This is a genomic window from Hydrogenophaga sp. PML113, assembly GCF_001777155.1.
GTDB lineage: Bacteria > Pseudomonadota > Gammaproteobacteria > Burkholderiales > Burkholderiaceae_C > Hydrogenophaga > Hydrogenophaga borbori.
Genome location: NZ_MIYM01000003.1, coordinates 83,336 through 108,017 on the forward strand (window position 1 = coordinate 83,336; position 24,682 = coordinate 108,017).

The 24,682-nt window shown below is 68.8% G+C and carries 17 protein-coding genes and 3 tRNA genes; 12 read left to right on the top strand and 8 right to left on the bottom strand.

The annotated features are described in order from the left end of the window. The first annotated feature begins 9 nt into the window (after positions 1-9). Positions 10-909 (top strand): LysR family transcriptional regulator, encoded by a 900-nt coding sequence (locus BHU06_RS06395; RefSeq protein WP_070398332.1) that lies wholly within the window; start codon positions 10-12, stop codon positions 907-909. Here BHU06_RS06395 and BHU06_RS06400 read toward each other — a convergent pair. After that, the gene (locus BHU06_RS06400; RefSeq protein WP_070398333.1) at positions 869-2,194 is read right to left on the bottom strand and encodes a D-amino acid dehydrogenase; all 1,326 of its coding nucleotides are present in this window, start codon (positions 2,192-2,194) and stop codon (positions 869-871) included. The genes BHU06_RS06395 and BHU06_RS06400 overlap by 41 nt on opposite strands. A gap of 190 nt (positions 2,195-2,384) precedes the next feature. On the opposite strand from BHU06_RS06400, the gene BHU06_RS06405 reads away from it, so the two are divergent. The 11 genes from BHU06_RS06405 to BHU06_RS06455 all read left to right on the top strand — a co-directional run bounded on the left by BHU06_RS06405 (position 2,385) and on the right by BHU06_RS06455 (position 14,779). Further along, entirely contained in the window at positions 2,385-3,737 is a 1,353-nt protein-coding gene (locus tag BHU06_RS06405; RefSeq protein ID WP_070398334.1) for an aspartate aminotransferase family protein, read from the top strand. A 154-nt stretch (positions 3,738-3,891) separates the two neighbouring features. After that, positions 3,892-4,869, top strand: coding sequence for a TAXI family TRAP transporter solute-binding subunit (locus BHU06_RS06410; RefSeq protein WP_070398335.1), 978 nt, complete (start codon positions 3,892-3,894; stop codon positions 4,867-4,869). A gap of 94 nt (positions 4,870-4,963) precedes the next feature. Then, complete coding sequence (locus BHU06_RS06415) at positions 4,964-7,558, top strand: TRAP transporter permease (protein ID WP_070398336.1); 2,595 nt, start codon at positions 4,964-4,966, stop codon at positions 7,556-7,558. Beyond that, positions 7,555-8,217: an aspartate/glutamate racemase family protein gene (locus tag BHU06_RS06420; protein WP_070398337.1), complete on the top strand. Its 663-nt coding sequence runs from the start codon at positions 7,555-7,557 to the stop codon at positions 8,215-8,217. The genes BHU06_RS06415 and BHU06_RS06420 overlap by 4 nt, the downstream gene beginning before the upstream one ends. A 106-nt stretch (positions 8,218-8,323) precedes the next feature. Then, positions 8,324-8,410, top strand: a tRNA-Leu gene (locus BHU06_RS06425). 64 nt (positions 8,411-8,474) lie between these two features. Further along, positions 8,475-9,785 carry a trigger factor gene (gene tig / locus BHU06_RS06430; protein ID WP_070398338.1) on the top strand — a complete coding sequence of 437 codons (1,311 nt, stop codon included), beginning with the start codon at positions 8,475-8,477 and terminating at the stop codon, positions 9,783-9,785. A gap of 187 nt (positions 9,786-9,972) precedes the next feature. After that, positions 9,973-10,590, top strand: coding sequence for an ATP-dependent Clp endopeptidase proteolytic subunit ClpP (clpP, locus tag BHU06_RS06435; protein ID WP_070398339.1), 618 nt, complete (start codon positions 9,973-9,975; stop codon positions 10,588-10,590). A gap of 110 nt (positions 10,591-10,700) precedes the next feature. Beyond that, positions 10,701-11,966 carry an ATP-dependent Clp protease ATP-binding subunit ClpX gene (gene clpX, locus BHU06_RS06440; RefSeq protein ID WP_070398340.1) on the top strand — a complete coding sequence of 422 codons (1,266 nt, stop codon included), beginning with the start codon at positions 10,701-10,703 and terminating at the stop codon, positions 11,964-11,966. Positions 11,967-12,065: 99 nt separating this feature from the next. Beyond that, the gene (gene lon / locus BHU06_RS06445; protein WP_070398341.1) at positions 12,066-14,498 is read left to right on the top strand and encodes an endopeptidase La; all 2,433 of its coding nucleotides are present in this window, start codon (positions 12,066-12,068) and stop codon (positions 14,496-14,498) included. Between the two features lie 82 nt (positions 14,499-14,580). Beyond that, positions 14,581-14,656 (top strand) — tRNA-Gly (locus tag BHU06_RS06450). 49 nt (positions 14,657-14,705) lie between these two features. Then, a tRNA-Cys gene (locus BHU06_RS06455) sits at positions 14,706-14,779 on the top strand. Positions 14,780-14,905: 126 nt separating this feature from the next. Here the strand turns inward: BHU06_RS06455 and BHU06_RS06460 are convergent. The 7 genes from BHU06_RS06460 to BHU06_RS06490 all read right to left on the bottom strand — a co-directional run bounded on the left by BHU06_RS06460 (position 14,906) and on the right by BHU06_RS06490 (position 24,629). After that, positions 14,906-16,600: an acyl-CoA dehydrogenase family protein gene (locus tag BHU06_RS06460; RefSeq protein WP_070398342.1), complete on the bottom strand. Its 1,695-nt coding sequence runs from the start codon at positions 16,598-16,600 to the stop codon at positions 14,906-14,908. A 60-nt stretch (positions 16,601-16,660) separates the two neighbouring features. Then, positions 16,661-17,389, bottom strand: a complete 729-nt coding sequence (locus BHU06_RS06465) for an ABC transporter ATP-binding protein (protein ID WP_070398343.1) — start codon at positions 17,387-17,389, stop codon at positions 16,661-16,663. A 1-nt stretch (position 17,390) separates the two neighbouring features. Next, a complete protein-coding gene (locus tag BHU06_RS06470) occupies positions 17,391-19,172 on the bottom strand; it encodes an ATP-binding cassette domain-containing protein (RefSeq protein WP_083293012.1) in 1,782 nt (593 codons plus the stop codon). A gap of 1 nt (position 19,173) precedes the next feature. Next, a complete protein-coding gene (locus tag BHU06_RS06475; protein ID WP_070398345.1) occupies positions 19,174-20,211 on the bottom strand; it encodes a branched-chain amino acid ABC transporter permease in 1,038 nt (345 codons plus the stop codon). 151 nt (positions 20,212-20,362) lie between these two features. Further along, a complete protein-coding gene (locus BHU06_RS06480; RefSeq protein WP_070398346.1) occupies positions 20,363-21,502 on the bottom strand; it encodes an ABC transporter substrate-binding protein in 1,140 nt (379 codons plus the stop codon). 62 nt (positions 21,503-21,564) lie between these two features. Further along, positions 21,565-22,812, bottom strand: coding sequence for a thiolase family protein (locus tag BHU06_RS06485; protein WP_070398347.1), 1,248 nt, complete (start codon positions 22,810-22,812; stop codon positions 21,565-21,567). Beyond that, positions 22,809-24,629: a feruloyl-CoA synthase gene (locus tag BHU06_RS06490; protein ID WP_070398348.1), complete on the bottom strand. Its 1,821-nt coding sequence runs from the start codon at positions 24,627-24,629 to the stop codon at positions 22,809-22,811. The genes BHU06_RS06485 and BHU06_RS06490 overlap by 4 nt, the downstream gene beginning before the upstream one ends. Positions 24,630-24,682 lie beyond the last annotated feature (53 nt).

Consider the following 24,682-nt stretch of genomic DNA (forward strand, 5'->3'; position numbering starts at 1 on the left):
TAGCTGCCCATGCGCCTGCGCCACATCGAGGTCTTCAACGCCGTCATGCTCACCGGCAGCGTGAGCGCGGCGGCCCGCATGATCAATGTCACCCAGCCGGCGGTGAGCCGCACCCTGCAGCACGCCGAGCTGCAGCTGGGCTTCCCGCTGTTCCAGCGCGCCGGCGGGCGCCTGGTGCCCACCACCGAGGCCCAGACGCTGTACCCGCACATCGAGCGCCTGTTCGCCCAGCTCGACGAGGTGCAGCGCCTGGCCACCAGCCTGAAAGCCGGCCGCACCCATGGCGAGCTGCGCGTGCTCACCGTGCTGGGCCTGAGCTACGAGGTGCTGCCGCGCGCCATGCGCCTGTTCCGCGAACGGCACCCCGACGTGCTGGTGCACCACCAGGCCCTGCACTCGGTGCAGATCGTCTCGGCCCTGGCCCTGCAGGAGGCCGACGTGGGCTACGTGTTCAACCCTGGCTCGCACCCGGCCCTGGTGCAGGAGCGCCTGGGCGAGCGGCGCGTGATGGTGGTGGCGCCCAAGGGCCTGCTGCCGCCGCGCGTGCTCAAGGCCGGTGGCATCGGCTGGTCGCAACTGGCGCGGCTGCCCGTGATCGCCCTGGACGGCCAGGACCCGCTGGGCGTGCAGCTCTCGCACGCCATGCGCGACCACGGCGTGGACTTGCGCCCGATCATGACCGTGCAGACCTACCACGTGGCGCTGGCGCTGGCCCAGCACGGCGTGGGCGTGGCCCTGGTGGAGGGCTGCACGGCGACCTCGGCCGATCGCACGCGCGTGGACGTGCTGCCCTTCGAGCCGGCCATGCTCACCGCCGTGCACATGCTGCGCCCCACCGCGCGGCCGCATTCGGTGGTGGCGCGCGCCTTCACGCGCTGTTTTCAGCAGGCCTTGCAGCAGATCGGATGAGCGCGGCGGCCGCGCGCGGCCGCTCCGCCACGCCTTGCCATTGGCGCGACAGCCGCCGTGCGCTGCCGGCGGCCAGGGTGAAGCCCAGGGCGCCATGCCCGGCGTTGAACAGCAGATTGGCGGGCGCGCCGCCCACGCGGCCCAGGATGGGCACGCCCGTGGGCGTGGCGGGCCGCAGGCCGGCCCAGGGGCGGGCCTCGGTGCCGGCGCAGGCCAGCGGGAAGACCTCGCGCGCGGCGCGGCGCAGCTGCTCGACGCGGTGGGTCTCGATGCGCGTGTCGTGGCCGGCCAGCTCGGCCAGCCCGGCCACGCGCAGGCGCTGGCCCAGCCGCGCGAAGACCAGCTTGCGCTGCGCGTCGGTCACGCTCACGTTCGGCGCCAGGCCGCCCCCGGCCGGCACGTCCAGCGTGAGGCTGTAGCCCTTGAGCGGGTAGACCGGCAGGCTCACCCCGAGCCGGCGCGCGAAAGCGGCCACGCCGGTGCCCAGGGCGGCGACGAAGCCGTCGGCCTCGATCCAGTCACTGCCCGCCTGCACGGCGACCAGGCGATCGCCCTCGCGCCGCAGCGCGCCCACGGGCGCGCCGAGCACGAAGCGCACGCCGCGCGCCTGTAGGGCGCCGTGCAGGGCGTCGCACAGGCGGGCGCAGTCGGCCGCGCATTCGCCCGGCGTGTGGATGCCGCCCACATAGCGCGCCGCGCTGCCGGCCAGCGCCGGTTCGACGCGCAGGCAGTCGGCGAGCGACAGCGCGTGCTGCTCGGCGCCGCCCAGGACGCGCTGCAGATCGAGCTGGCGGCGCGCCGCCGCGAAAGAGGCCTCGCTGCCGTACATCACCAGCTTGCCGCTGGTGGTGAAGTCGCAGTGGGCTTGGGTGTCGGCCAGCAGCTGCTGCAGGGCCTCGCGGCTTTCCTCGGCCAGGGCCAGCAGCGTGCCGGTGCTGCGGGCCGACACCTCCGCGCGGCAGGCGGCCAGAAAGCGCAGGCCCCAGGCCCACTGCGTCGGGTCCAGGCGCAGGCGCAGCGAGAAGGGCGACTCGCGCGAGAGCAGCAGCTTGGGCAGTTGCGCCCAGATCGAAGGGTCGGCCAGCGGCTGCACGTAGGCGTAGCTCAGCTGTGCGCCATTGCCGAAGCTGGCGCCTTGGCCGGGGCGCTGGGCGTCGATGACGGTGACGTCGAAGCCGTCGCGCTGCAATTGCCAGGCGGTGGCCAGGCCGACGATGCCGGCGCCCAGCACGGCCACGCGGCGCGCGGCGGGTGGGTTCAGGGACAGGGCAGGGGGGTTGTGCATGGTGGGCCGCACTGTAGGCAGGCGCCCGGCGCCTGTGAAATGCAGACCGAGGCATCGCCCATGACCGGAACTCATGGACAGGGTGGCGAGGCATAACCTGAAGGCATGGCCCGGGCCGATAAAAGCATGTGGACAGCCGCGGGCGCGTGCCTAGACTGGCGCATTCCCCCTCACCGCCCCCCAGCCGCCCATGCAATCCAGCCACGTTTTCCACCGCCAGTTGCTCCAGGACATGCCCGTCGCCGTCAGCGGCAAGGGCATCACGCTCACCGACAGCCAAGGCAAAACCTACCTCGACGCCTCCGGCGGCGCGGCGGTCTCCTGCCTCGGCCACGGCCACCCGGACGTGATCGCGGCCATGCACAAGCAGCTCGATCAACTGGCCTATGCGCACACCAGCTTCTTCACCACGGCCGTGGCCGAGGAACTGGCCGACACCCTGATCGACACCGCGCCGCAGGGCATGAGCAACGTGTACTTCGTGAGCGGCGGTTCGGAGGCCGTGGAGGCCGCGCTCAAGATGGCGCGCCAGTACTTCGTGGAAATCGGCCAGCCGCAGCGCCAGCACTTCATCGCGCGCCGTCAGAGCTACCACGGCAACACCCTGGGCGCGCTGGCCGTGGGCGGCAACGCCTGGCGCCGCGAGCAGTTCAAGCCGCTGCTGATCGAGGTCGAGCACGTCTCGCCCTGCTACGAATACCGCGACAAGCGCGCCGACGAGACCCCCGAGCAGTACGGCCAGCGCCTGGTGGCCGAACTGGAGGCCGCCATCGAGCGCCTGGGCGGCGACAAGGTCATCGCCTTCGTGGCCGAGACGGTGGGCGGCGCCACGGCCGGTGTGCTGACGCCGGTGCCGGGCTACTTCAAGGGCGTGCGCGAGCTGTGCGACCGCCACGGCATCCTGCTGATCCTGGACGAGGTGATGTGCGGCATGGGCCGCACCGGCACGCTGCACGCCTGCGAACAGGAGGGCGTGGTGCCCGATCTGCTCACCATCGCCAAGGGCCTGGGCGGGGGTTACCAGCCCATCGGCGCGGTGCTGGCGCAAAGCCGCATCGTCGAGACCTTCCGCAAAGGCAGCGGCCTGTTCCAGCACGGCCACACCTACCTGGGGCACGCCGTGGCCTGCGCGGCCGCGCTGGCGGTGCAGCGCGTGATCCAGCGCGACGGCCTGCTGGCCCAGGTGCGCGAGCGCGGCGCGCAGCTGCAGGCGCTGTTCCAGGACGCCTTCGGCGAGCACCCGCACGTGGGCGACGTGCGCGGCCGCGGCCTGTTCTGGGGCGTGGAGCTGGTGGCCGAGCGCGCCAGCAAGCAGTGGTTCGACCCCGAACTCAAGCTGCACGCGCGCCTCAAGCGCGCCGCCATGGCCGAAGGCCTGATGGTCTATCCGGCCGGCGGCTCGGTGGACGGCCGCTGCGGCGACCACATCCTGCTGGCGCCCCCTTTCATCAGCACCCCCGACGAGCTGGCCCAGATCGTGCATCGCCTGCGCACGGCGATCGACAAGACGCTGGCCGGGGTGCCCAAGCTGGCCACCGCCTGACGCCATGCCCGCTCTGCATGGCGTCACGGGGTAAACCCCGTGACGTCGCGGCGGGGGCGGGCCGGGCGATTGCATTAGCATTCCCGGCCTGCGCGCGACCGTTCCACAAGAGCATCACGCCTTTCCACAACCAGTGACCCGCAGGAGAACCACCATGAAAAAACTCACCGCCTGTCTCAGCGCCGTGGCCGCATCGGCCGCGATGATGGCGCCCGCCGCCCCCGCCTTCGCCCAACAGAAGTTCATGACCATCGGTACCGGTGGCGTGACCGGCGTGTACTACGCCGCGGGCGGCGCCATCTGCCGCCTGGTGAACAAGGACCGCGCCAAGCACGGCTTCCGCTGCACGGTGGAGTCCACGGGTGGCTCCGTCGCCAACATCAACACCATCAAGGCAGGCGACCTCGACTTCGGCGTGGCGCAGTCCGACTGGAACCACCACGCCTACAAGGGCACCAGCACGTTCCAGAAAGACGGTGCCTTCAGCGACCTGCGCTCCGTGTTCTCGCTGCACCCCGAGCCCTTCACCGTGCTCGCCCGCGCCGACGCCAACGTCAAGAACTTCAGCGAACTCAAGGGCAAGCGCGTGAACGTGGGCAATCCCGGTTCCGGCACCCGCGCGTCCATGGAGCAGCTGCTGACGGCCATGAACTGGAAGCTCAGTGACTTCGGTCTGGCGGCCGAGCTCAAGGCCGACGAGCACGGCGCCGCGCTGTGCGACAACAAGATCGACGCCTTCTTCTACGGCGTGGGCCACCCGAGCGCCAACATCCAGGACCCGGTCACGACCTGCGGCGCCAAGCTGGTGAACATCTCCGGCCCGGCCGTGGACAAGCTGGTGGCCGAGTTCCCGTTCTACGCCAAGGCCGTGATCCCCGGCGGTCTGTACAAGGGCAATGACCAGGACACGAACACCTACGGCGTGCTGGCGACCTTCGTGACCTCGGCCAAGGCCTCGGACGATCAGGTCTACACCCTGGTGAAGGCGGTGTTCGACAACTTCGACGAATTCAAGAAGCTGCACCCTGCCTTTGCCAACCTGAAGGCCGAGAACATGGTCAAGGATGGCCTGAGCGCACCGCTGCACCCCGGTGCCGCCAAGTACTACAAGGAAAAGGGCTGGATCAAGTAATCTGCTGATCCGTTGCCGCTGAGCACCCCATGTGCGGCCCGCCGCTCATGGGGTGTTCTGCATTGAGGGCCCCTGAGCATCCACCTCATCCATCATGAATAAAGCCGACAACATCGCCGACGTGGACGTCAACCAGCTGGTGAAGGACAACGACGCCGGAGGCCGAGACGCGGGGCCTCTGGTCAACCGCCTGATCCTGGTCGTGGCCGTGGCCTGGTCGCTGTTCCAACTCTGGATCGCCTCGCCGCTGCCCTTCAGCCTGGGCGTCTTTCTGCTCAACGACACCGAGAGCCGGGCCATTCACCTGGCGTTCGCGGTGTTCCTGGCCTACTTGGCCTACCCAGCGTCCAAGCGCTCGCCGCGCGATCGCGTGCCCGTCGGCGACTGGGTGTTCGCCTTGGTGGCGGCGTTCTGCGCGGGCTACCTGTTTCTTTTCTATCGTGAACTGGCCGGTCGCCCGGGCCAGCCGAACACGCTCGACGTCTGGGCGTCGGTGATCGGCGTGCTGCTGCTGTTGGAGGCCACGCGCCGCGTGCTCGGCCTGCCCATGGTGGTGGTGGCCCTCGTGTTCCTGGTCTACACCTTTGCCGGTCCCTACATGCCGGACATGCTGGCGCACCGCGGCGCTTCACTTGATCGCGCGGCATCGCATTTCTGGCTCACCACCGAAGGCGTGTTCGGGGTGGCGCTGGGCGTTTCCAGTGGCTTCATCTTCCTGTTCGTGCTGTTCGGCTCGCTGCTCGACAAAGCCGGGGCGGGCAACTATTTCATCAAGAGCGCGTTCGCCCTGCTGGGCCACATGCGCGGTGGTCCGGCCAAGGCGGCCGTCGTGTCGTCGGCGGCCACAGGCCTCATTTCCGGCTCGTCCATCGCCAACGTCGTGACCACCGGCACTTTCACGATTCCGTTGATGAAGCGCGTGGGCTACCGAGGCGATCAGGCCGGCGCCGTGGAGGTGTCGAGTTCCGTGAACGGCCAGATCATGCCGCCCGTGATGGGCGCGGCCGCATTTCTGATGGTGGAGTACGTGGGTATTCCCTACGTGCAGGTCATGAAGCATGCCTTCCTGCCGGCGATCATTTCCTACATCGCGCTCTTCTACATCGTTCACCTTGAGGCGCTGAAGGCCGGCATGCAAGGCCTGCCGCGCCGAACACAGGCCTCGGTGTCGCAGCGGCTGGTGTCGTTCCTGATGACGGTCACCGGGTTCATCGTGATCGCGGGTGTCACGTACTACGTCATCGGTTTCGTCAAGTCGATGCTCGGCGCGGCCGCCGTGCCCGTGATCGGCGTCGGACTGTTGCTGGCCTACCTGGGCCTGCTGTGGGTGAGCTCGCGCCAGCCCGAACTGGCGATCGACGATCCCAATGCCCCGGTGTTCGAACTGCCGGAAACGGGCCCCACCGTGCGCTCCGGCCTGCACTATCTGCTGGCCGTCGTCGTGCTGGTGTGGTGCCTGATGGTGGAGCAGCTCTCGCCGGCGCTGTCGGCGTTCTGGGCCACCATGTTCATGGTCTTCGTCATGCTGACGCAAAGGCCCCTGCTGGGCCTGATGCGGGGAGAGGGCAACGCCCTGTCGCATGTGAAGGCCGGCGTGAACGACCTGGTCGATGGTCTGGCCACGGGCGCGCGGAACATGATCGGCATCGGTGTGGCCACGGCCGCGGCCGGCATCATCGTCGGCACCGTCTCGCTCACGGGCGTGGGCCTGGTGATGACGGAAATCGTCGAGATCCTGTCCGGCGGCAACCTCATGCTCATGCTGGTGCTGGTGGCGGTGATCAGCCTGATCCTCGGCATGGGCCTGCCGACCACGGCCAATTACATCGTCGTTTCCACGCTGATGGCGCCCGTGATCGTCGAACTGGGCGCCCAAAGCGGGCTGATCGTGCCCTTGATCGCCGTTCACCTGTTCGTTTTCTACTTTGGTCTCATGGCGGACGTCACACCCCCGGTGGGTTTGGCCTCGTTCGCGGCAGCGGCCATCGCGAAGTACGACCCCATCAAGGTGGGCATCACGGCCTTCTACTACAGCATGCGCACGGCGATCCTGCCGTTCCTGTTCATCTTCAACACGCAGTTGCTGCTGATCGGTCTGGACGGGCCGTTCCATCTGATCCTGACCATCGCCATCGCCATCGTGGCGATGCTGGTGTTCGCGGCGGCGACGCAGGGCTACTTCCTGACCAAGACCAAGTGGTACGAGACCCTGGCCCTGTTGCTGGTGTGCTTCACGCTGTTTCGCCCGGGCTTCTGGATGGACCTCGTTCATCCGCCCTTCGACGAAATCAAAGGCGAGGCCATGACCGCGGCCATTGAACAGGCACCGCCGAACAGCGGCAAGCGCGTGTGGGTGGAAGGCCTGAACCTCAATGGCGACGAGGTGCGCAAGGGCGTGCTGCTGCCCCTGGGGCCTGCGGGCACCGCCAAGGAGCGGCTGGCCAGCGCGGGGCTGACGGTGATGGCCGATGGCAACGGCCTGATGGTGGCCGCTGTCAAGTTCGGCAGCCCGGCCGAAAAGCTCGGCATCGAACAGAGCTTTCACATCACCTCTCTGGAAGTGCCCGCCGATCGCCCTGCGAAGGAGTGGCTGTTTGTCCCGGCGCTGGTGCTGCTGGCCTTGGTCATGTGGCTGCAGATGGGTCGCCTGCGGCGCGAGAAGACCGGCGTGGCCGCCGCCTCGGCATGAGCGCGCCCCGCATCGCACTGATCCACGCGCTGGCCCATTCGGTCGCGCCCATCAACGAGGCGATGGCGCGCGACTGGCCCGAGGCCATCCGCATGAACCTGCTCGACGACAGCCTCTCGGCCGACCTGGCGCGCGAGGGCAGGGGGCTGGACGCCGCCATGCACGCGCGCTTCGAGACGCTCACGGCCTACGCCGAGTCCACGGGCGCGCAGGGCATCCTGTTCACCTGCTCGGCCTTCGGGCCCTGCATCGAGGCGGCGGCTGCGCGCCGGCCTCATCTGCCGGTGCTCAAGCCCAACGAGGCCATGGTGGATGAGGCCGTGGCCGAGGCCGCGCGACTGGGGGGCCCCATCGGCCTGCTGGCCACCTTCGGTCCCACATTGCAGTCCATGCCGCCGGAGTTCCCGGCTGGCGTGCCGCTGCGCACCGCGCTGGCCGAGGGCGCGCTGGACGCCCTGAACGCGGGCGACACCGTCCGCCACGACGCGCTCGCGGTGGAGGCGGCGAAGCGACTGCAGGCCGAAGGTTGCGCGCTCATCGCGCTGGCCCAGTTCAGCCTGGCCCGCTCGGCGCCGGCGGTGCAGGCGGCCACCGGGCTGCCGGTGCTCACCACGCCGGGCAGCGCCATCCGGGCGCTGCGCCGGCGCCTGGCGGCCTGATCCCCGGTCGGTCGAGGCCCGTCCAACAGCTACAATCGCGGGTTTCCGTGAGTGGGCTACCCGCCCCGCCGGGCCTCAATCCGGCGGCGCCAGACACCCTCCCGGCGCGCGGGTGGCGAAATTGGTAGACGCACCAGGTTTAGGTCCTGACGCCAGCAATGGTGTGGGGGTTCGAGTCCCCCCCCGCGCACCAGCCCCACGGAACCCCGCTATGCCCCGCGTCGGCCTGAACGGCCGGCCTTCCCTTGGAGAACACCATGACCGTGAACGTTGAAACCCTGGAGAAGCTCGAGCGCAAGATCACGCTCACGCTGCCCGCCGACGTGATCCAGAACGAAGTCGCCGCGCGCCTCAAGCGCATCGCCCGCGACGTCAAGATGGACGGCTTTCGCCCCGGCAAGGTGCCGATGAACGTCGTGGCCCAGCGCTACGGCTACTCGGTGCACTACGAGGTCATGAACGACAAGGTGGGCGAGGCTTTCGCCAGCGCCGCCAACGAAGCGCAACTGCGCGTGGCCGGCCAGCCCCGCATCACCGAGAAGGAAGGCGCGCCCGAGGGCCAGCTGGCCTTCGACGCGGTGTTCGAGGTCTACCCCGAGGTGAAGATCGGCGACTTGGCCGGCGCCAAGGTCGAGAAGCTGGCCGCCGAGGTGGACGATGCCGCCATCGACCGCACCCTGGACATCCTGCGCAAGCAGCGCCGCACCTTCGCGCAGCGCGCGCAGGACCAGGCCGCCCAGGACAGCGACCGCGTCACCATCGACTTCGAAGGCAAGATCGACGGCGAACCCTTCGAGGGCGGCAAGGCCGAGGCCTTCCAGTTCATCGTTGGCGACGGCCAGATGCTCAAGGAGTTCGAAGACGCCGTGCGCGGCATGAAGAACGGCGAGAGCAAGACCTTCCCGCTGGCCTTCCCCGAGGACTACCACGGCAAGGACGTGGCCGGCAAGACGGCCGACTTCCTGGTCACGGTGAAGAAGATCGAGCAGGCGAACCTGCCCGCCGTCGACGAGGCCCTGGCCAAGTCGCTGGGCGTGGCCGACGGCAGCGTCGAAGGTCTGCGCGCCGACATCCGCAAGAACCTGGAGCGCGAGGTCAAGTTCCGTCTGCAGGCCCGCAACAAGGCCGCCGTGATGGACGCCCTGGTGGCCGTGGCCGAGCTGGACCTGCCCAAGTCCGTGGTGCAGGCCGAACTCGACCGTCTGGTCGAAGGCGCCCGCGCCGACCTCAAGCAGCGCGGCATCAAGGACGCCGACAAGGCCCCCATCCCCGACGAGCTGTTCCGCCCGCAGGCCGAGCGCCGCGTGCGCCTGGGCCTGGTGGTGGCCGAGCTGGTGAAGGTCAACGAACTGCACGCCAAGCCCGAGCAGATCAAGGCCCACATCGACGAGCTGGCCGCTTCCTACGAAAAGCCCGCCGACGTGGTGCGCTGGTACCAGGGCGACAACCGCCGCCTGGCCGAGGTCGAGGCCATCGTGATCGAGAACAACGTCACCGACTTCGTGCTCGCCAAGGCCCAGGTCAGCGACAAGACCGTGAGCTTTGACGAGCTGATGGCCCAGGCCTGATCGCCGGTGCTCTGGCGCACGGAAGAGGGCGGAGCGATCCGCCCCTTTTTTTTGCCGCTGGACCCCCCATCTGTCCCCTTGCATCCCCCGCGAACGAACCATGGCCCTACCGCCCGAAGTGGGGTGGCCGGGTTGGTTACAGTTGGGCCATTGCTTTGAACCTGTACGGACTCACTCGGAGAGCCTCATGAGCGCTATGGATATCCAAGGCCTGGGCATGGTGCCCATGGTCATCGAACAATCGGGCCGCGGCGAGCGCGCCTACGACATTTACTCGCGCCTGCTCAAGGAACGCGTGGTGTTCCTCGTCGGTCCGGTCAACGACCAGTCGGCCAACCTCATCGTGGCCCAGCTGCTGTTCCTGGAGAGCGAGAACCCGGACAAGGACATCTCGTTCTACATCAACTCGCCCGGTGGTTCGGTCAGCGCCGGCATGGCGATCTTCGACACCATGAACTTCATCAAGCCCGACGTGTCGACGCTGTGCGTGGGCATGGCCGCGAGCATGGGCGCCTTCCTGCTGGCCGCTGGCACCAAGGGCAAGCGCTTCAGCCTGCCCAATTCCAAGATCATGATCCACCAGCCGCTGGGCGGCGCCCAGGGCCAGGCCACCGAGATCGAGATCCACGCGCGCGAAATCCTCAAGACCCGCGAGCAGCTCAACCGCATCCTGGCCGAACGCACCGGCCAGCCGCTGGAGAAGATCGAGCGCGACACCGAGCGCGACTACTTCCTCTCGGCCGCCGAGTCGGCCGACTACGGCCTGATCGACAAGGTCATCGAGAAGCGTCCCACGGCGGGCTGACGCCGCCGGGAGAAGGGCGGCCAAACACCGTTTTTGCGGCCCTTTTTCCGGATTTGGCCCTGGCGGACCATCCACTATCATTGAACACCGTTTTTCCCTGACACCGCACCATGGCCGACAAGAAAGCCGCCTCCAGCGAAAAAGCGCTGTACTGCTCGTTCTGTGGCAAGAGCCAGCACGAGGTGAAGAAGCTGATCGCCGGGCCCTCGGTGTTCATCTGCGACGAGTGCATCGATCTCTGCAACGACATCATCCGTGACGAGTTGCCCGGCATCGAGTCGGTGAAGGCGTCCTCGGACGACCTGCCCACGCCGGCCCAGCTCAAGAGCAACCTCGACAACTACGTCATTGGCCAGGACGCTGCCAAGCGCGCGCTGGCCGTGGCCGTCTACAACCACTACAAGCGCCTGCGCCACAAGCAGGGCTCGCGCAAGGACGAGGTGGAACTGGCCAAGAGCAACATCCTGCTCATCGGCCCCACGGGCTCGGGCAAGACTTTGCTCGCCCAGACCATGGCCCGCATGCTCAACGTGCCCTTCGTCATGGCCGACGCCACCACGCTGACCGAAGCCGGCTATGTGGGCGAGGACGTCGAGAACATCGTCGCCAAGCTGCTGCAAAGCTGCAACTACGACATCGAGCGCGCCCAGCAGGGCATCGTCTACATCGACGAGATCGACAAGATCACGCGCAAGTCCGACAACCCATCCATCACCCGCGACGTGTCGGGCGAGGGCGTGCAACAGGCCCTGCTCAAGCTCATCGAGGGCACCATGGCCAGCGTGCCGCCGCAGGGCGGGCGCAAGCACCCCAACCAGGACTTCCTGCAGGTCGACACCACCAACATCCTGTTCATTTGCGGGGGTGCCTTCGCGGGCCTGGAGAAGATCATCGAGAACCGCACCGAGGCCTCGGGCATCGGTTTCTCGGCCGCCGTGCGCAGCAAGAAGCAGCGCAGCGTCACCGAGGTGTTCAAGGAAGTCGAGCCGGAAGACCTGATCAAGTTCGGCCTCATCCCCGAGCTGGTCGGCCGCGTGCCCGTCATCGCCGCCCTGGCCGAGCTGAGCGAGGACGCGCTGGTGGACATCCTCACCCAGCCGCGCAACGCCGTCGTCAAGCAGTTTTCCAAGCTGCTGTCGATGGAGGGCGCCGAACTGGAGGTGCGGCCCGCCGCGCTCAAGGCCATCGCCCGCAAGGCGCTGGCGCGCAAAACCGGCGCGCGCGGCCTGCGCTCCATCCTTGAAAACGCGTTGATCGACACCATGTTCGAGCTCCCTGGCCTGAGCAACGTGGAAAAGGTCGTGGTGGATGAATCCACCATCGACGAGAACAAGCCACCGCTGCTGGTGTACCGCGAGGCCGCCAAGCAGGCGTGAACGACAGGCATGCGAAGCCTCACCTGGCTCCGCATGACCGCCCGGGCCGCGGTTGACACCGCCCACCAGAGCCCCAACCACTGAGTCACCGAGGTTCAGATGTCCGGACAAACCCCTCTGCCCAGCACCCCCGTGGAACTCCCGCTGCTGCCCCTGCGCGACGTGGTGGTGTTCCCCCACATGGTGATCCCGCTGTTCGTCGGCCGACCCAAGAGCATCAAGGCCCTGGAAGCGGCGATGGAGGCCGAGCGCCGCATCATGCTGGTGGCCCAAAAGGCCGCTGCCAAGGACGAGCCCTCGCCCGAGGACATGTTCGAGATGGGCTGCGTCGCCACCATCCTGCAGATGCTCAAGCTGCCCGACGGCACCGTGAAGGTGCTGGTGGAGGGCGTGCAGCGCGCCAAGGTGCTGTCCATCAACGACGGCGAGACGCACTTCGTGGCCAACGTGTCGCCCATCGACCCGGCGAATGAGCGCGCCGAGGCGGCGGCCAACGAACTGGAGGCGCTGCGCCGCGCGGTGATGCAGCAGTTCGACCAGTACGTCAAGCTGAACAAGAAGATTCCGTCCGAGATCCTCACCTCCATTTCCAGCATCGATGACCCCGGCCGCCTGGCCGACACCATCGCGGCGCACCTGCCGCTCAAGCTGGAGTCCAAGCAGGTGGTGCTGGATCTGGATCCGGTCATCAAACGCCTGGAGAACCTGTTCGAGCAACTCGAGCGCGAGGTCGACATCCTCAACGTCGACAAGAAGATCCGCGGGCGCGTCAAGCGCCAGATGGAAAAGAACCAGCGCGACTTCTACCTCAACGAGCAGGTCAAGGCGATCCAGAAGGAACTCGGCGAAGGCGAAGAGGGCGCCGACATCGAGGAGATCGAGAAGAAGATCAAGGCGGCCCGCATGCCCGCCGAGGCGCGCAAGAAGGCCGAGGGCGAGCTGAAAAAGCTCAAGCTCATGTCGCCCATGTCGGCCGAGGCCACCGTGGTGCGCAACTACATCGACGTGCTGGTCGGCCTGCCCTGGAGCAAGAAGACCAAGATCAAGCACGACCTGGCGCACGCCGAGGCCGTGCTCAACGAAGACCACTACGGCCTGGAGCGCGTGAAGGACCGCATCCTCGAGTACCTCGCGGTGCAGCAGCGCGTCGACAAGGTCAAGGCACCCATCCTGTGCCTCGTGGGCCCGCCGGGCGTGGGCAAGACCTCGCTGGGGCAGTCGGTGGCCAAGGCCACCGGCCGCAAGTACGTGCGCATGGCCCTGGGTGGCATGCGCGACGAGGCCGAGATCCGGGGTCATCGCCGCACCTACATCGGCGCCATGCCGGGCAAGGTGCTGCAAAGCCTCACCAAGGTCGGCACGCGCAACCCGCTGTTCCTGCTCGACGAGATCGACAAGCTCGGCACCGACTTCCGTGGCGACCCGTCCAGCGCGCTGCTGGAGGTGCTGGACCCCGAGCAGAACCACACCTTCGGCGACCACTACGTCGAGGTCGACTACGACCTGTCCGACGTGATGTTCGTGGCGACTTCGAACTCGATGAACATCCCGCCGGCGCTGCTGGACCGCATGGAGGTCATCCGCCTCTCGGGCTACACCGAGGACGAGAAGACCAACATCGCCATGCGCTACCTGCTGCCCAAGCAGATCAAGAACAACGGCATCAAGGACGGCGAGGTCGAGGTGCGCGAGGACGCGGTGCGCGACATCGTTCGCTACTACACCCGCGAGGCCGGCGTGCGTTCGCTGGAGCGCGAGCTCTCCAAGATCTGCCGCAAGGTGGTCAAGGGCCTCCTGCTCAAGAAGTTCACGCCCACGGTGATGGTCACGGCCGACAACCTCAGCGAGTTCCTGGGCGTGCGCAAGTACACCTACGGCCGCGCCGAGCAGCAGAACCAGGTCGGCCAGGTCGTGGGCCTGGCTTGGACGGAGGTGGGTGGCGATCTGCTCACCATCGAAGTGGCCATCATGCCCGGCAAGGGCGCCACCACGCGCACCGGCTCGCTGGGCGACGTGATGAAGGAGTCCGTGGAGGCCGCGCGCACCGTGGTGCGCAGCCGCGCCCGCGTGCTGGGCATCAAGGATGAGATGTTCGACAAGCGCGACATCCACATCCACGTGCCCGACGGCGCCACGCCCAAGGACGGTCCGAGCGCCGGTGCGGCCATGACCACCGCGCTGGTGTCGGCGCTCACCGGCATCCCGGTGCGTGCCGACGTTGCCATGACGGGCGAGATCACGCTGCGCGGCGAGGTCACGGCCATCGGCGGCCTGAAGGAAAAACTGCTGGCCGCGCTGCGCGGCGGCATCAAGACCGTGGTGATCCCGGAAGAGAACGTGAAGGACCTCGCCGAGATTCCCGACAACGTGAAGGAAGGCCTGAAGATCGTTCCGGTGAAATGGATCGACAAGGTGCTGTCCATTGCGTTGGAACGCCAGCCCGTGCCGCTGACGGACGAAGAAGTCGCCGCGCAACTCGCGGCGGCGTCGGTGCGCGCGACCACGGGCGAAACCGACGCGGTCAAACACTGAAAAAAATCGAGGCCCCTTGAAGGGACCTCGATTTTTGCGCTATACTTCTAGCTTCTGCAGAACGCAAGAACTGCTAGAAAATGCGGGAATAGCTCAGTTGGTAGAGCGCAACCTTGCCAAGGTTGAGGTCGCGAGTTCGAACCTCGTTTCCCGCTCCAGATTCGCAAAAAGGGAAGCTCGGCTTCCCTTTTTTATCGGACCCGCTCCGGCGCGTTAGCAAAGCGGTTATGCAACGGATTGCAAATCCGTCTAGGGCGGTTCGACTCCGCCACGCGCCTCCAGACGATTCGATGAAAAAAGCACCTGTGCAGGTTTCTGCCAGGTGCTTTTTTGTTGGCGCTGTCGCCCCCCAGATGGGTGACAGCGCCACCGTGTTTGGTCCGCCTTGGGCAGTGGCTTCAGCGGCCTCAATGGCCTGAGGAAGCCCTAGGCGGCGCCGCGGCAGCCAGGGCGCGCTCCCAATGCAGGCGGCCCAGGGGAACCGCGTGGCGAACGAATGCGCCTGTGAGGGCGTGCTGCCGCGCGGCCGCGGCCTCCGGCAGCCTGTGGGCCGCGCTGGCCATGCGGCCCACCGCCCAGGCCAGCAGGGTGTGGGCCATGCCGTGCAGCAGATCGTCGGCGCTTTCCAGCAGCAGTGAGTTGTCTTGCCTGGCACGGTCCAGCCAGTCCCGCAGCTGCGCGCGCGACGCATCGACGAAGTCGCGCAGCGGGTCGCCGGTGGCCAGCTCGGCGCGCAGGGCGTCGAGCAGCTCGAAGGCGGTGGCGCCGCCATCGGCCAACAGCTTGCGCTGCGCGAGGTCGATCGCCTGGATCTCGTTGGTGCCCTCGTAGATCATGGCGATGCGCGCATCGCGCACCGTCTGTTCGATGCCGTATTCGTGCACGTAGCCGTAGCCGCCCCACACGCCCAGCGCGGCGGCCGGGCCATGGAAGCCTTGGTGCGTGCAGAAGGCCTTGACGATGGGGGTGAGCAGGGCCGCGAAGCGCTTCTCGCGCTCGCGCACGGCACCGTCGCCATGGTGTTCGGCCAGGTCCAGGGCCAGCGCGGCGCGGTAGGCGAGCACGCGCTGGGACTGCGCCATCACCTCCAGGCGGTCGAGCAGCAGGCGAACCGCCGGGTGCTCGGCGATGGCGCGTCCCATCTGCACCCGTTCCGCGGCATAGCGGCGCGCGTTTTGCGCGGCCATTTCCTGGTGCCCGAGGCCCTGCAGGCCCACGTGCAGGCGCGCCGAATTCATCATCAGGAACATTGCGGCCAGACCGCGGTGCGGTTCGCCGATGAGCCAGCCGGTGGCGCCTTCGTAGCGCATGGCGCAGGTGGCGCTGGCCTTGATGCCCATCTTCTTTTCCACGCCGTCGCAGAACAGCGCGTTGCGCGAACCGTCGGGCAGCACCTTGGGCACCAGGGCGAGCGACAGACCCTTGGTGCCCGCCGGCGCATCGGGCAAGCGGCACAGCACCAGGTGCACGATGTTGTCGGTGAGGTCGTGTTCGCCGCCGCTGATGAAGATCTTGTTGCCGCTGATGCGCAGGCTGCCGTCGGCTTGCGGTTCGGCGCGCGTGCGCAGCTGGCCCAGGTCGCTGCCGGCCTGGGGCTCGGTGAGCGCCATGGCCGCGAGCCATTCACCGCTCACGATCTTGGGCAGGTAGCGGGCCTTCAGCGCCTCGCTGCCGTGGGCCTTGATCGTCTCGTAGGCGCCGTGCAGCAGGTCGGGGTACATGTTCCAGCCGTGGTTGCAGGCGTCGAGCATCTCGCGCAGCGCGGCGTCCAGCAGCAGTGGCAGGCCCTGGCCACCCCAGTCGGGCGTGCAGGGCAGGGCCGGCCAGCCGCCCGCCACAAAGGCCTGGTAGGCCTCGGGAAAGCCTTTGGGCGTGCGCACGCGACCCTCGGCGTCGCGCACGCAGCCTTCGACGTCGCCGACGGCGTTGAGCGGCTGCAGCACCTCGCTCGCGAAGCGCGCGGCCTCTTGCAGCACGGCGTCGGCCGTGTCGAGGTCGAGGTCGGCGAAGGCCTCGCAGGCTTTCCAGTGGGTGGGCGCGTCGAGCACGTGCTCAAGCACGAAGCGCATATGGTCCAGGGGGGCTTCGTAGGTCCAGCTCATTCGCAAACTCTGGGGTGACGCGCCGCGGCCGGTGCCCTTGGGGGCGCGGCCGGGCGGGGGTTACTGCTTCTTCGTGCCGAGGTAGGTGTCGATCACGCGCGGGTCCACCGCGAGCTGCGCGGCCGGGCCCGCGAGCACCACGTCGCCGGTTTCCAGCACGTGGCCTTCGTCGGCGACGTTCAAGGCCGCGCGCGCGTTCTGCTCGACCAGCAGGATGCTCACGCCGCGCTCGCGCAAGGTCTCGATGATGCGGAAGATGTCGCGCACGATCAGCGGTGCCAGGCCCAGGCTGGGCTCGTCGAGCATGAGCAGCTTGGGCTGGCCCATGAGCGCGCGGCCGATGGCCAGCATCTGACGCTCGCCCCCCGACAGCGTGCCGGCCGCCTGCGCGCGGCGTTCCTTCATGCGCGGGAACAGCTCGTAGACCTGCTCCAGGCCATCGCGCCAGCGCGGCAGGCGCTGCTTCATCGGGCGCCACCCGCCGAGCACGAGGTTGTCTTCCACGCTCATGGTGCCGAACAGCTCGCGCCGCTCGGGCACCAGGGCCAGGCCCGCCATCACGCGCTCTTCCAGCGTCAGGCGCGTGATGTCCTGGCCCGCGAAGCGCACCGCGCCACGCAGCGGTAGCAGGCCCATCAGGGCGCCCAGCAGCGTGGATTTGCCGGCGCCGTTGGGCCCGATCACCGTGACCACCTGGCCCGCGCGCACCGGCAAGTGGATGCCGTGCAGCACCTCGGCCTTGCCGTAGCCCGCGTGCAGGTCTTTCACTTCAAGCAGCAGCTCAGCCATGTCAATGCTCCGTTCCGAGGTAGGCCGCGCGCACCTTTTCGCTGGCCTGGATCTCGGCCGGCGTGCCTTCCAGCAGCGGCGTGCCGAACTCCATCACCAGGATGCGGTCGGTCAAGTTCATCACGAAGTCCATGTCGTGTTCCACCAGCAGCAGGCTCAGGCCCTCGGCCTTGAGCTGGCGCAGCACCTCGGCCAGGGCCTGCTTTTCGCGGTGGCGCAGGCCGGCGGCGGGCTCGTCGAGCAGCAGCAGGGCGGGGTCGCTGGCCAGGGCGCGCGCGATCTCCACCAGGCGCTGCGGGCCGAGGGCCAGGTTGCCGGCGAGCTCGTGCAGGTGCTCGCCCAGGCCCACGCGGCGCAGCTGGCGCTCGGCCTCGGCGAGGGCGCGCGCTTCTTCGGCGCGGTCGGTGCGCAGCATGGCGGCCAGGGTGCCGCTGCCCGTGCGCAGGTAGGTGCCCAGGGCGACGTTCTCCAGCACGGTCATGTCGGGCACCAGCTTGACGTGCTGGAAGGTGCGCGACAGGCCGCGGCGAGCGATTTCGCGCGCGCCCTTGCCGTCCACGCGCTCGCCGCGCAGCCAGACCTCGCCGCTGGTGAGCGGCAGCACGCCCGAGACCAGGTTGAAGGTGGTGGACTTGCCCGCGCCGTTCGGGCCGATGAGGCCGAAGATTTCGCCCGCGCGCAGCGTGAAGCCCACGCCGTTGACGGCGACCAGGCCACCGAAGGTGCGGCGCGCGTCCTTCACCTCGAGCAGCACGCTGCCGGTCGCGGGCTTGTCGCGCGCGGGCAGGGGCTCGGTGGCGGCCGCCGCCGTGGCGCGGGGCCGCCGCGCGGGCAGCAGGCGCTCGATCGAGGGCCACAGGCCGTTGGGCGCGAACTTGAGCACCAGCACCAGCACCACGCCGAAGACGATGATCTCGTAGCTGCCCGAGGTGCCCAGCAGCGCCGGCAGCCAGGTCTGCAGCTGGTCTTCGGCCAGCTTGACCAGGGCCGCGCCCGTGAAGGCGCCCCACACATGGCCCACGCCGCCGAGCACCGCCATGAAGAGGTATTCGATGCCGAACTTGATGCCGAAGGGCGAGGGGTTGACGCTGCGCTGCATGTGCGCGAACAGCCAGCCCGAGACAGAGGCCAGGATGGCGGCGATCACGAACATCAGCAGCTTGTGGCGGAAGGTGGAGGCGCCCATGGCCTCGGGCATGGTCTTGCCGCCGCCGCGGTGCACGTCGAGCGCGCGCATGATGCGGCCGGGGCGCGAGTCGAGCAGGCGCGTGATGGCGATGGCCGCGGCGATGGCCACCAGCCAGATCAGGAGGTAGATGCGCCGCTCCTCCTGCAGGCTGATGCCGAAGAACTGGATGGCGGGCACGCCCAGCAGGCCGTCGTACTTGCCCAGGGCGTCGAGGTTGCCCATGGTGTAGAACAAGGCCAGGCTCCAGCAGATGGTGGCCAGCGGCAGGTAATGCCCCGACATGCGCAGCGTGACCCAGCCCAGCACCAGGGCCACGGCCACCGTGACGGCCAGGCCCGCGAGCAGGCCGAGCCAGGGCGACAGGCCCAGCTTCACGCTGAGGTAGGCGCTGGCGTAGGCCCCCAGGCCGGCGAAGGCCGCCTGGCCGAAGGAGGTGAGGCCGCCGATGCCGGTGAGCAGCACCAGGCCGAGCGCGACGAGCCCGAACAGGCCCACGTAGTTGAGCTTGGTGATCCAGTAGTCGGGCACCGGCAGGAAAGGCACGGCGACCATGATCACGGTGAAGGCCAGCAGGCCGTAGCGACGGATATCCATCTCAATGCTCCTCGTCATGCGGGTCGACGAAGGAGCGCCACAGCAGCACCGGCAGGATGGCGGTGAACACGATCACTTCCTTGAATGCGCTGGCCCAGAAGGAGCCGAAGGCCTCGACCAGGCCCACGCCGAGCGCGCCCACGAGCGCCAGCGGGAAGCTCGTGAGGCCGGCGAAGACGGCGGCCACGAAGCCCTTGAGGCCGATGAGGAAGCCGCTGTCGAAGAACACGGTGGTGGTGGGGCCGATGAGCAGCCCCGAGAGCGCGCCGATGAAGGCCGCGAGCGTGAAGCTCAGCGAGCCGGCGGCGTCGGTGGAGATGCCCATGAGCCGCGCGCCCGTCTGGTTGACGGAGGTGGCGCGCAGCGCCTTGCCGGTGAGCGTGCGGTCGAACAGCACGAACAGCGCGACGATGAGCGCGACCGAGGCGCCGAGAATGATGATGGCCTGCCCGCTGAGCGTGACCGGCCCGAGGCTCAGGCGCTCGTCCCAGAACGGCGGGTTGCGGAAGCCTTCGGCACCAAAGAACACCAGGCCCAGACCGGTGAGCGCGAAGTGCACGCCGACCGAGACGATGAGCAGCACCAGCACGCTGGCGCTGGCCAGCGAGCGGTAGGCCAGCCGGTACACCAGCGGGCCCATGGGCGTGACCAGGGCCAGCGTGAGCAGGGCCTGCACGACCATGGGGGGCTGTTTCGGCACCAGCCAGGCGGTGAGGGCGCAGGCCACCAGTGGCAGCGCCGCGGTGCGCAGGGCCAGGCGCGCCCAGCGCGCCAGCGGCCAGGCCTCGCGCCAGGCGCGCACGGCGTCCAGCACGAGCACCAGCGCCACCATGAGCAGCAGCAGCCAGACCGTGCCGGGCAGGGCGCCGGTCTGGAACAGCGCCATGGTCAGCGCCGCGAAGGCGACGAACTCGCCCTGCGGAATGAAGACGATGCGGGTGACCGCGAACACCAGGACGAGGGCGATCGCCACCAGCGCGTAGATCGCACCGTTGATGACGCCGTCGACGCCGAGGATCGCAGCAATGCTCAGGTCCATGGGTTGCGGTCTCCCGTCATTTTCATCTCTTGTCTTTAAACGCCCGCCGGCTGCGCGTGAGAGCACGCAACCCAGGGTGCCGCGGAACCGGCTTGGCCGGGCCGCAGGCACCGCCCCTTGAGGGGGCGCGCGAAGCGCGGCGGGGTGGACCTTATTGCTCGAGTTTCCAGTCGCCGTTGACGACCTTCATCACCACGCCCGAACCGGTCTTGAAGCCCCAGTGGTCGGTGGCCGTGAAGTCGATGATGCCGTGCGTGACGGGCATGGCCGGCGCGTCTTCCAGCGCGGCCTTCAGCGCGGCGCGGAATTCGGGTGTGCCGGGCTTGCCCTTCTTGGCGGCCACGGGCACCAGCTTGTCGAGCAGCAGGTAGGCGTCGTACGAGTGCGCGCCGAACTGGTTGCGGGTGCCGGCGCCGTAGATCTTTTCGTACTCGGCGTTGAACTTCACGCCCAGGGCCTTGCTGGGGTGGCTGTCAGGGAGCTGCTCGGCCACCACCACGGGGCCGGTGGTCACGAAGGTGCCTTCGACGGCCTTGCCGCCGACGCGCATGAGGTCGCGCGTGGCGGCCGCGTGCGTCTGGTAGAACTTGCCTTTGTAGCCGCGCTCGATCAGGCCCAGTTGCGGCATGGCGGCGCCGCTGCCCGAGGCCACGACCACCATCGCGTCGGGGTTGGCCGAGGCGAGCTTGAGCGCCTGCCCGGTCACGGTGGTGTCGGAGCGCGCGAAGCGCTCGACGCCGGCGAGCTTGATGCCGGCCTTCTCCAGCAGCGGCGTCAGGGCCTGCAGCCACTGCTCGCCGTAGGCGTCGGTGTAGCCCAGGAAGCCCACGCTCTTCACGCCCTGCTTTTTCATGTGCTCGACCATGGCCTCGGCCATCACGCCGTTGCTCTGCGGCATGCGAAAGCTCCAGGCGTCCTTGCCGGGCGGCAGGCCGATGGGCGAGAGCGCCAGGTGCGGCGTGCCCGATTCGATGGCCACGTCGGCCATGGGGATGGCCACCGGCGTGGCGCCCGAACCCACGATCACGTCCACCTTGTCCTGGTTGACGAAGCGGCGCGCGTTTTGCACGCCCTTGGTGGGGTCGGTGGCGTCGTCCAGGATGATGACGTTGAGCTTCTCGCCGCCGACGGTGGCCGGCCACATCTTCACGCCGTTGGCCATGGGGATGCCCAGGCCCGAGGCCGGGCCGGTGAGGGGCACGCTCACGCCGACGGTGAGGTCGGCCCAGGCGGCGCTGGCCAGGGTGGCGGCCACGGCCGTGGCCAGGGTGGTCTTCAGCAGTTGTTTCATGCGTTGTCTCCGTTGGTGTTGCGTGTGCTCGTGGCCCGCACCCGCGAGGGCTTGAAAAGGGTTCAGGTGGCCGAGGGGTTTTCGATCAGCAGGGCAATGCCCTGGCCGCCACCGATGCAGGCCGAGGCCACGCCCCAGCGCGCGCCGATGTCGCGCAGCTGGCGCGCGCAGGTGATGGTGAGGCGCACGCCGGTGGCCGCCAAGGGGTGGCCCAGCGCGATGGCGCCGCCGTGCACGTTGAGCTTGTCCTCGTCGAGGCCGAGCTCGCGCGACACCGCCACGGTCTGCGCGCCCTGCGCCTCGTTGATCTCGAAGCGCGCCACGTCGTTGAGCGACAGGCCCGCGCGCTCCAGCAGCAGGCGGATGGCGGGCGCGGGACCGATGCCCATGATCTCGGGCGGCACGCCCACCACGGCGGCGGCGGCCAGGCGCGCCAGCGCGGGCCTGCCGTGGGCCTTCAGGCCCGCGCCGTTGGTGACCACGGCGGCCGCGGCCGCGTCGGTCAGGGCCGAGCTGTTGCCGCCGGTCTGCACGCCGTCCTTGAACACGGTGCGCAGCTTGGCCAGCACCTCGGGCGGGGTGGGGCGCGGGTGCGTGTCGCGGTCGGCGACGCTGGCCTTGCCCGAGAGGCGGATGCCGCGCGGGCGGTAGCCCTCGCGCTCGAAACTCTCATGGCCCACGGGCACGATCTCGCCGTCGAACCAGCCGGCGGCCTGCGCGGCCACGGCGCGCTCGAAGGAGCGCGAGGCGAAGGCATCCACCGCCTCGCGGGTGATGCCATAGCGCTGCGCCAGGTTCTCGGCCGTGCGGATCATGCTGATGTCGGCCGCCGGGTCGGTGAGGGCCTCCCACATGTAGTCCTTGAAACCGATGGGCGCGCCCAGGCGGAAACCGCCGCGGTGGTCGAAGGCGGCGATGGGGTTGCGCGTCATCGACTCGGTGCCCACCAGCAGCACGTTCTGCGCGATGCCGGCGCCGATCTGCTCGCCGGCCTGGCGAAACAGCTCGAACCCGGTGCCGCAGATGCGCTGCGCCATGAGCGCGGGCACCTCCACCGGCACGCCGGCGTACAGGCCGATGTGGCGCGGCACGTAGAACTGGTCGAAGCCGCCCGGGGCCATGTTGCCCGCGAGCACGGAGTCGATGGCCTCGGGCGACACGCCGGTGCGCTTGAGCACCTCGCGCGCGACCTTGATGCCCAGGTCGATGGGGTTGGCGTCGGCGAAGGCGCCCTGGTAGTCCACCATGGGCGTGCGCACGCCATCGAGGATGTAGACGTCGTTGAAAAGCTGGCTCTGTCCGCGGCTCATCGGGAAACTTTCGAAGAAGTGGCCGGGCGGATGACGCCCGGGGCATCGGCGTACAGGGCCGCCACGCGCGCGGCGCGGCGCTGCAGCACCGCGCGCTGGTTGAGGTAGCCCTTGTCGGTGATTTCACCGGCGTCGGCGTTGGGCGGCTCGTCGAGCACCGCGGCGCGCGCGGGCGATTGCGAGGAGCCGCCGCCTTCGGCGCGCAGCGCCGCCAGGCCCTGGGCGATGTGCGCGTGCAGCGTCTCGCGCGGCAACTGCATGGCCGCGGCGGTGGGGAACACCAGCACGCCGATCTCGTCGCGGTCGTGGCCGGTGATGACCACATCCTGCGCGTGCGGCGCCAGGGCCGAGACCACGCGCAGGCGCAGCGTGCCCACCGACACCCAGGTGCCGGTGGTGAGCTTGAAGTCTTCGGCCACGCGGCCGTTGAACACCACGCCCTGTTCGGGCCGCTGGGCATCGGCCAGGAAACCGGCGTCGCCGATGCGGTAGTAGCCCTCTTCGTCGAAGGCCTGGGCGCTCAGCTCGGGCGCGTGGCGGTAGCCGGGGAAGATGTTCACGCCGTGGATGCGCAGCTCCAGCTTCTCGCCGTTGGGCACGAACTTGAGCGACACGCCGGGCAGCACGCCGCCGATGACGCCCGCGCGCTCCATGCGCCAGTGCGCGCTGGTCACCGCCGGCGCGGTCTCGGTGGAGCCCCAGGAGGTGGTGAGCCAGATCTCGCGGCCCAGCACGCGTTTGGCCAGGGCCTGCAGCCTTTCCCAGCTGGCCTGCGGCAGCGCAGCGCCGGCGTAGAAGACCGCGCGCAGGCGTTCCAGCACGCGCCGCGCCAGCGCCTCGTCGGCCTCCAGCAGGGGCATGGCCATGTCGAAGCCGCGCGGCACATTGAACCAGATGGTGGGCTGCACCTCGGCCAGGTTGGCCACGGTCTTGTCCACCAGCCCGGGCGCGGGCCGGCCTTCGTCGATGACCAGGGTGCCGCCGTGGCACATCACCATGTGCAGGTTGTGGTTGCCGCCGAAGGTGTGGCTCCAGGGCAGCCAGTCCACCAGCACGGGCTTCTCGCGCTCCAGGAAGCGCCAGGCCTGCGCGATCATGCGCTGGTTGGCGCACAGCATGCGGTGTGTGTTGATGACCACCTTGGGCGTGCCGGTGGAGCCCGAGGTCAGCAGGTACTTGGCCGTGGTGTCGGGCGTGATGGCCTCGAAGGCCGCGCGCACCGCGGGCGTTTCCGGCGTGGCCAGCAGGCGCTCGAAGGGGATCGCGCCGGGCAGGGCGTCGGCGCCCTGGCTCAGCACCACGGGCACGTCCAGGCCGCTGCTGGCGATGGCCGGGCCATAGACCGCGGCGTCCGAGGCATAGACCAGGGCCGGCTGCAGCGTGCGCAGGATGCCGTGCACCTTCTCGTGGTCTTTGGTGAGGCGGCAGTAGGCGCTGGAGACGGTGCAACTGGCGCGGCCGATGTGCTGCGTGGCCAGCACCAGCAGCAGGTGGTCGATGGCGTTGTCCGACAGCACCACCACGGGCGCGTCGGGGGCCAGGTTCATGTCCAGCAGGGCTTGGGCCACACGGCCCACCTGGGCGCGCAGCTCGGCCCAGTTCAGGCGGCGCCAGCCGGTGGGGGTGCGTTCGGCCAGCGCGGGCGCGTCGGGCGTGCGCGCGGCCCAGTCCTCCAGCCATTCGCCGATGCAGCGCGCGTAGTCGCCCAGGGGTTCGGGCGAGCGCAGGACGAAGCTGCCGTCGGCCCGGTGCTCCACCGTGGCGGCGGGTGGGGCCAGCCACGCCGGGTCGTTCAGCCAGTCGAGAGGATTGTTCATGTCTCCATACAGATATGTATGTTTCATAACGAATCCTAGCGAGGGTTTCTACT

Bases quoted from the DNA above. Each gene is read 5' to 3' on its own strand.
- BHU06_RS06395 (WP_070398332.1), top strand. From the start codon at position 10: ATGCGCCTGCGCCACATCGAGGTCTTCAACGCCGTCATGCTCACCGGC.
- BHU06_RS06400 (WP_070398333.1), bottom strand. From the start codon at position 2,194: ATGCACAACCCCCCTGCCCTGTCCCTGAACCCACCCGCCGCGCGCCGC.
- BHU06_RS06405 (WP_070398334.1), top strand. From the start codon at position 2,385: ATGCAATCCAGCCACGTTTTCCACCGCCAGTTGCTCCAGGACATGCCC.
- BHU06_RS06410 (WP_070398335.1), top strand. From the start codon at position 3,892: ATGAAAAAACTCACCGCCTGTCTCAGCGCCGTGGCCGCATCGGCCGCG.
- BHU06_RS06415 (WP_070398336.1), top strand. From the start codon at position 4,964: ATGAATAAAGCCGACAACATCGCCGACGTGGACGTCAACCAGCTGGTG.
- BHU06_RS06420 (WP_070398337.1), top strand. From the start codon at position 7,555: ATGAGCGCGCCCCGCATCGCACTGATCCACGCGCTGGCCCATTCGGTC.
- tig (WP_070398338.1), top strand. From the start codon at position 8,475: ATGACCGTGAACGTTGAAACCCTGGAGAAGCTCGAGCGCAAGATCACG.
- clpP (WP_070398339.1), top strand. From the start codon at position 9,973: ATGAGCGCTATGGATATCCAAGGCCTGGGCATGGTGCCCATGGTCATC.
- clpX (WP_070398340.1), top strand. From the start codon at position 10,701: ATGGCCGACAAGAAAGCCGCCTCCAGCGAAAAAGCGCTGTACTGCTCG.
- lon (WP_070398341.1), top strand. From the start codon at position 12,066: ATGTCCGGACAAACCCCTCTGCCCAGCACCCCCGTGGAACTCCCGCTG.
- BHU06_RS06460 (WP_070398342.1), bottom strand. From the start codon at position 16,600: ATGAGCTGGACCTACGAAGCCCCCCTGGACCATATGCGCTTCGTGCTT.
- BHU06_RS06465 (WP_070398343.1), bottom strand. From the start codon at position 17,389: ATGGCTGAGCTGCTGCTTGAAGTGAAAGACCTGCACGCGGGCTACGGC.
- BHU06_RS06470 (WP_083293012.1), bottom strand. From the start codon at position 19,172: ATGGATATCCGTCGCTACGGCCTGCTGGCCTTCACCGTGATCATGGTC.
- BHU06_RS06475 (WP_070398345.1), bottom strand. From the start codon at position 20,211: ATGGACCTGAGCATTGCTGCGATCCTCGGCGTCGACGGCGTCATCAAC.
- BHU06_RS06480 (WP_070398346.1), bottom strand. From the start codon at position 21,502: ATGAAACAACTGCTGAAGACCACCCTGGCCACGGCCGTGGCCGCCACC.
- BHU06_RS06485 (WP_070398347.1), bottom strand. From the start codon at position 22,812: ATGAGCCGCGGACAGAGCCAGCTTTTCAACGACGTCTACATCCTCGAT.
- BHU06_RS06490 (WP_070398348.1), bottom strand. From the start codon at position 24,629: ATGAACAATCCTCTCGACTGGCTGAACGACCCGGCGTGGCTGGCCCCA.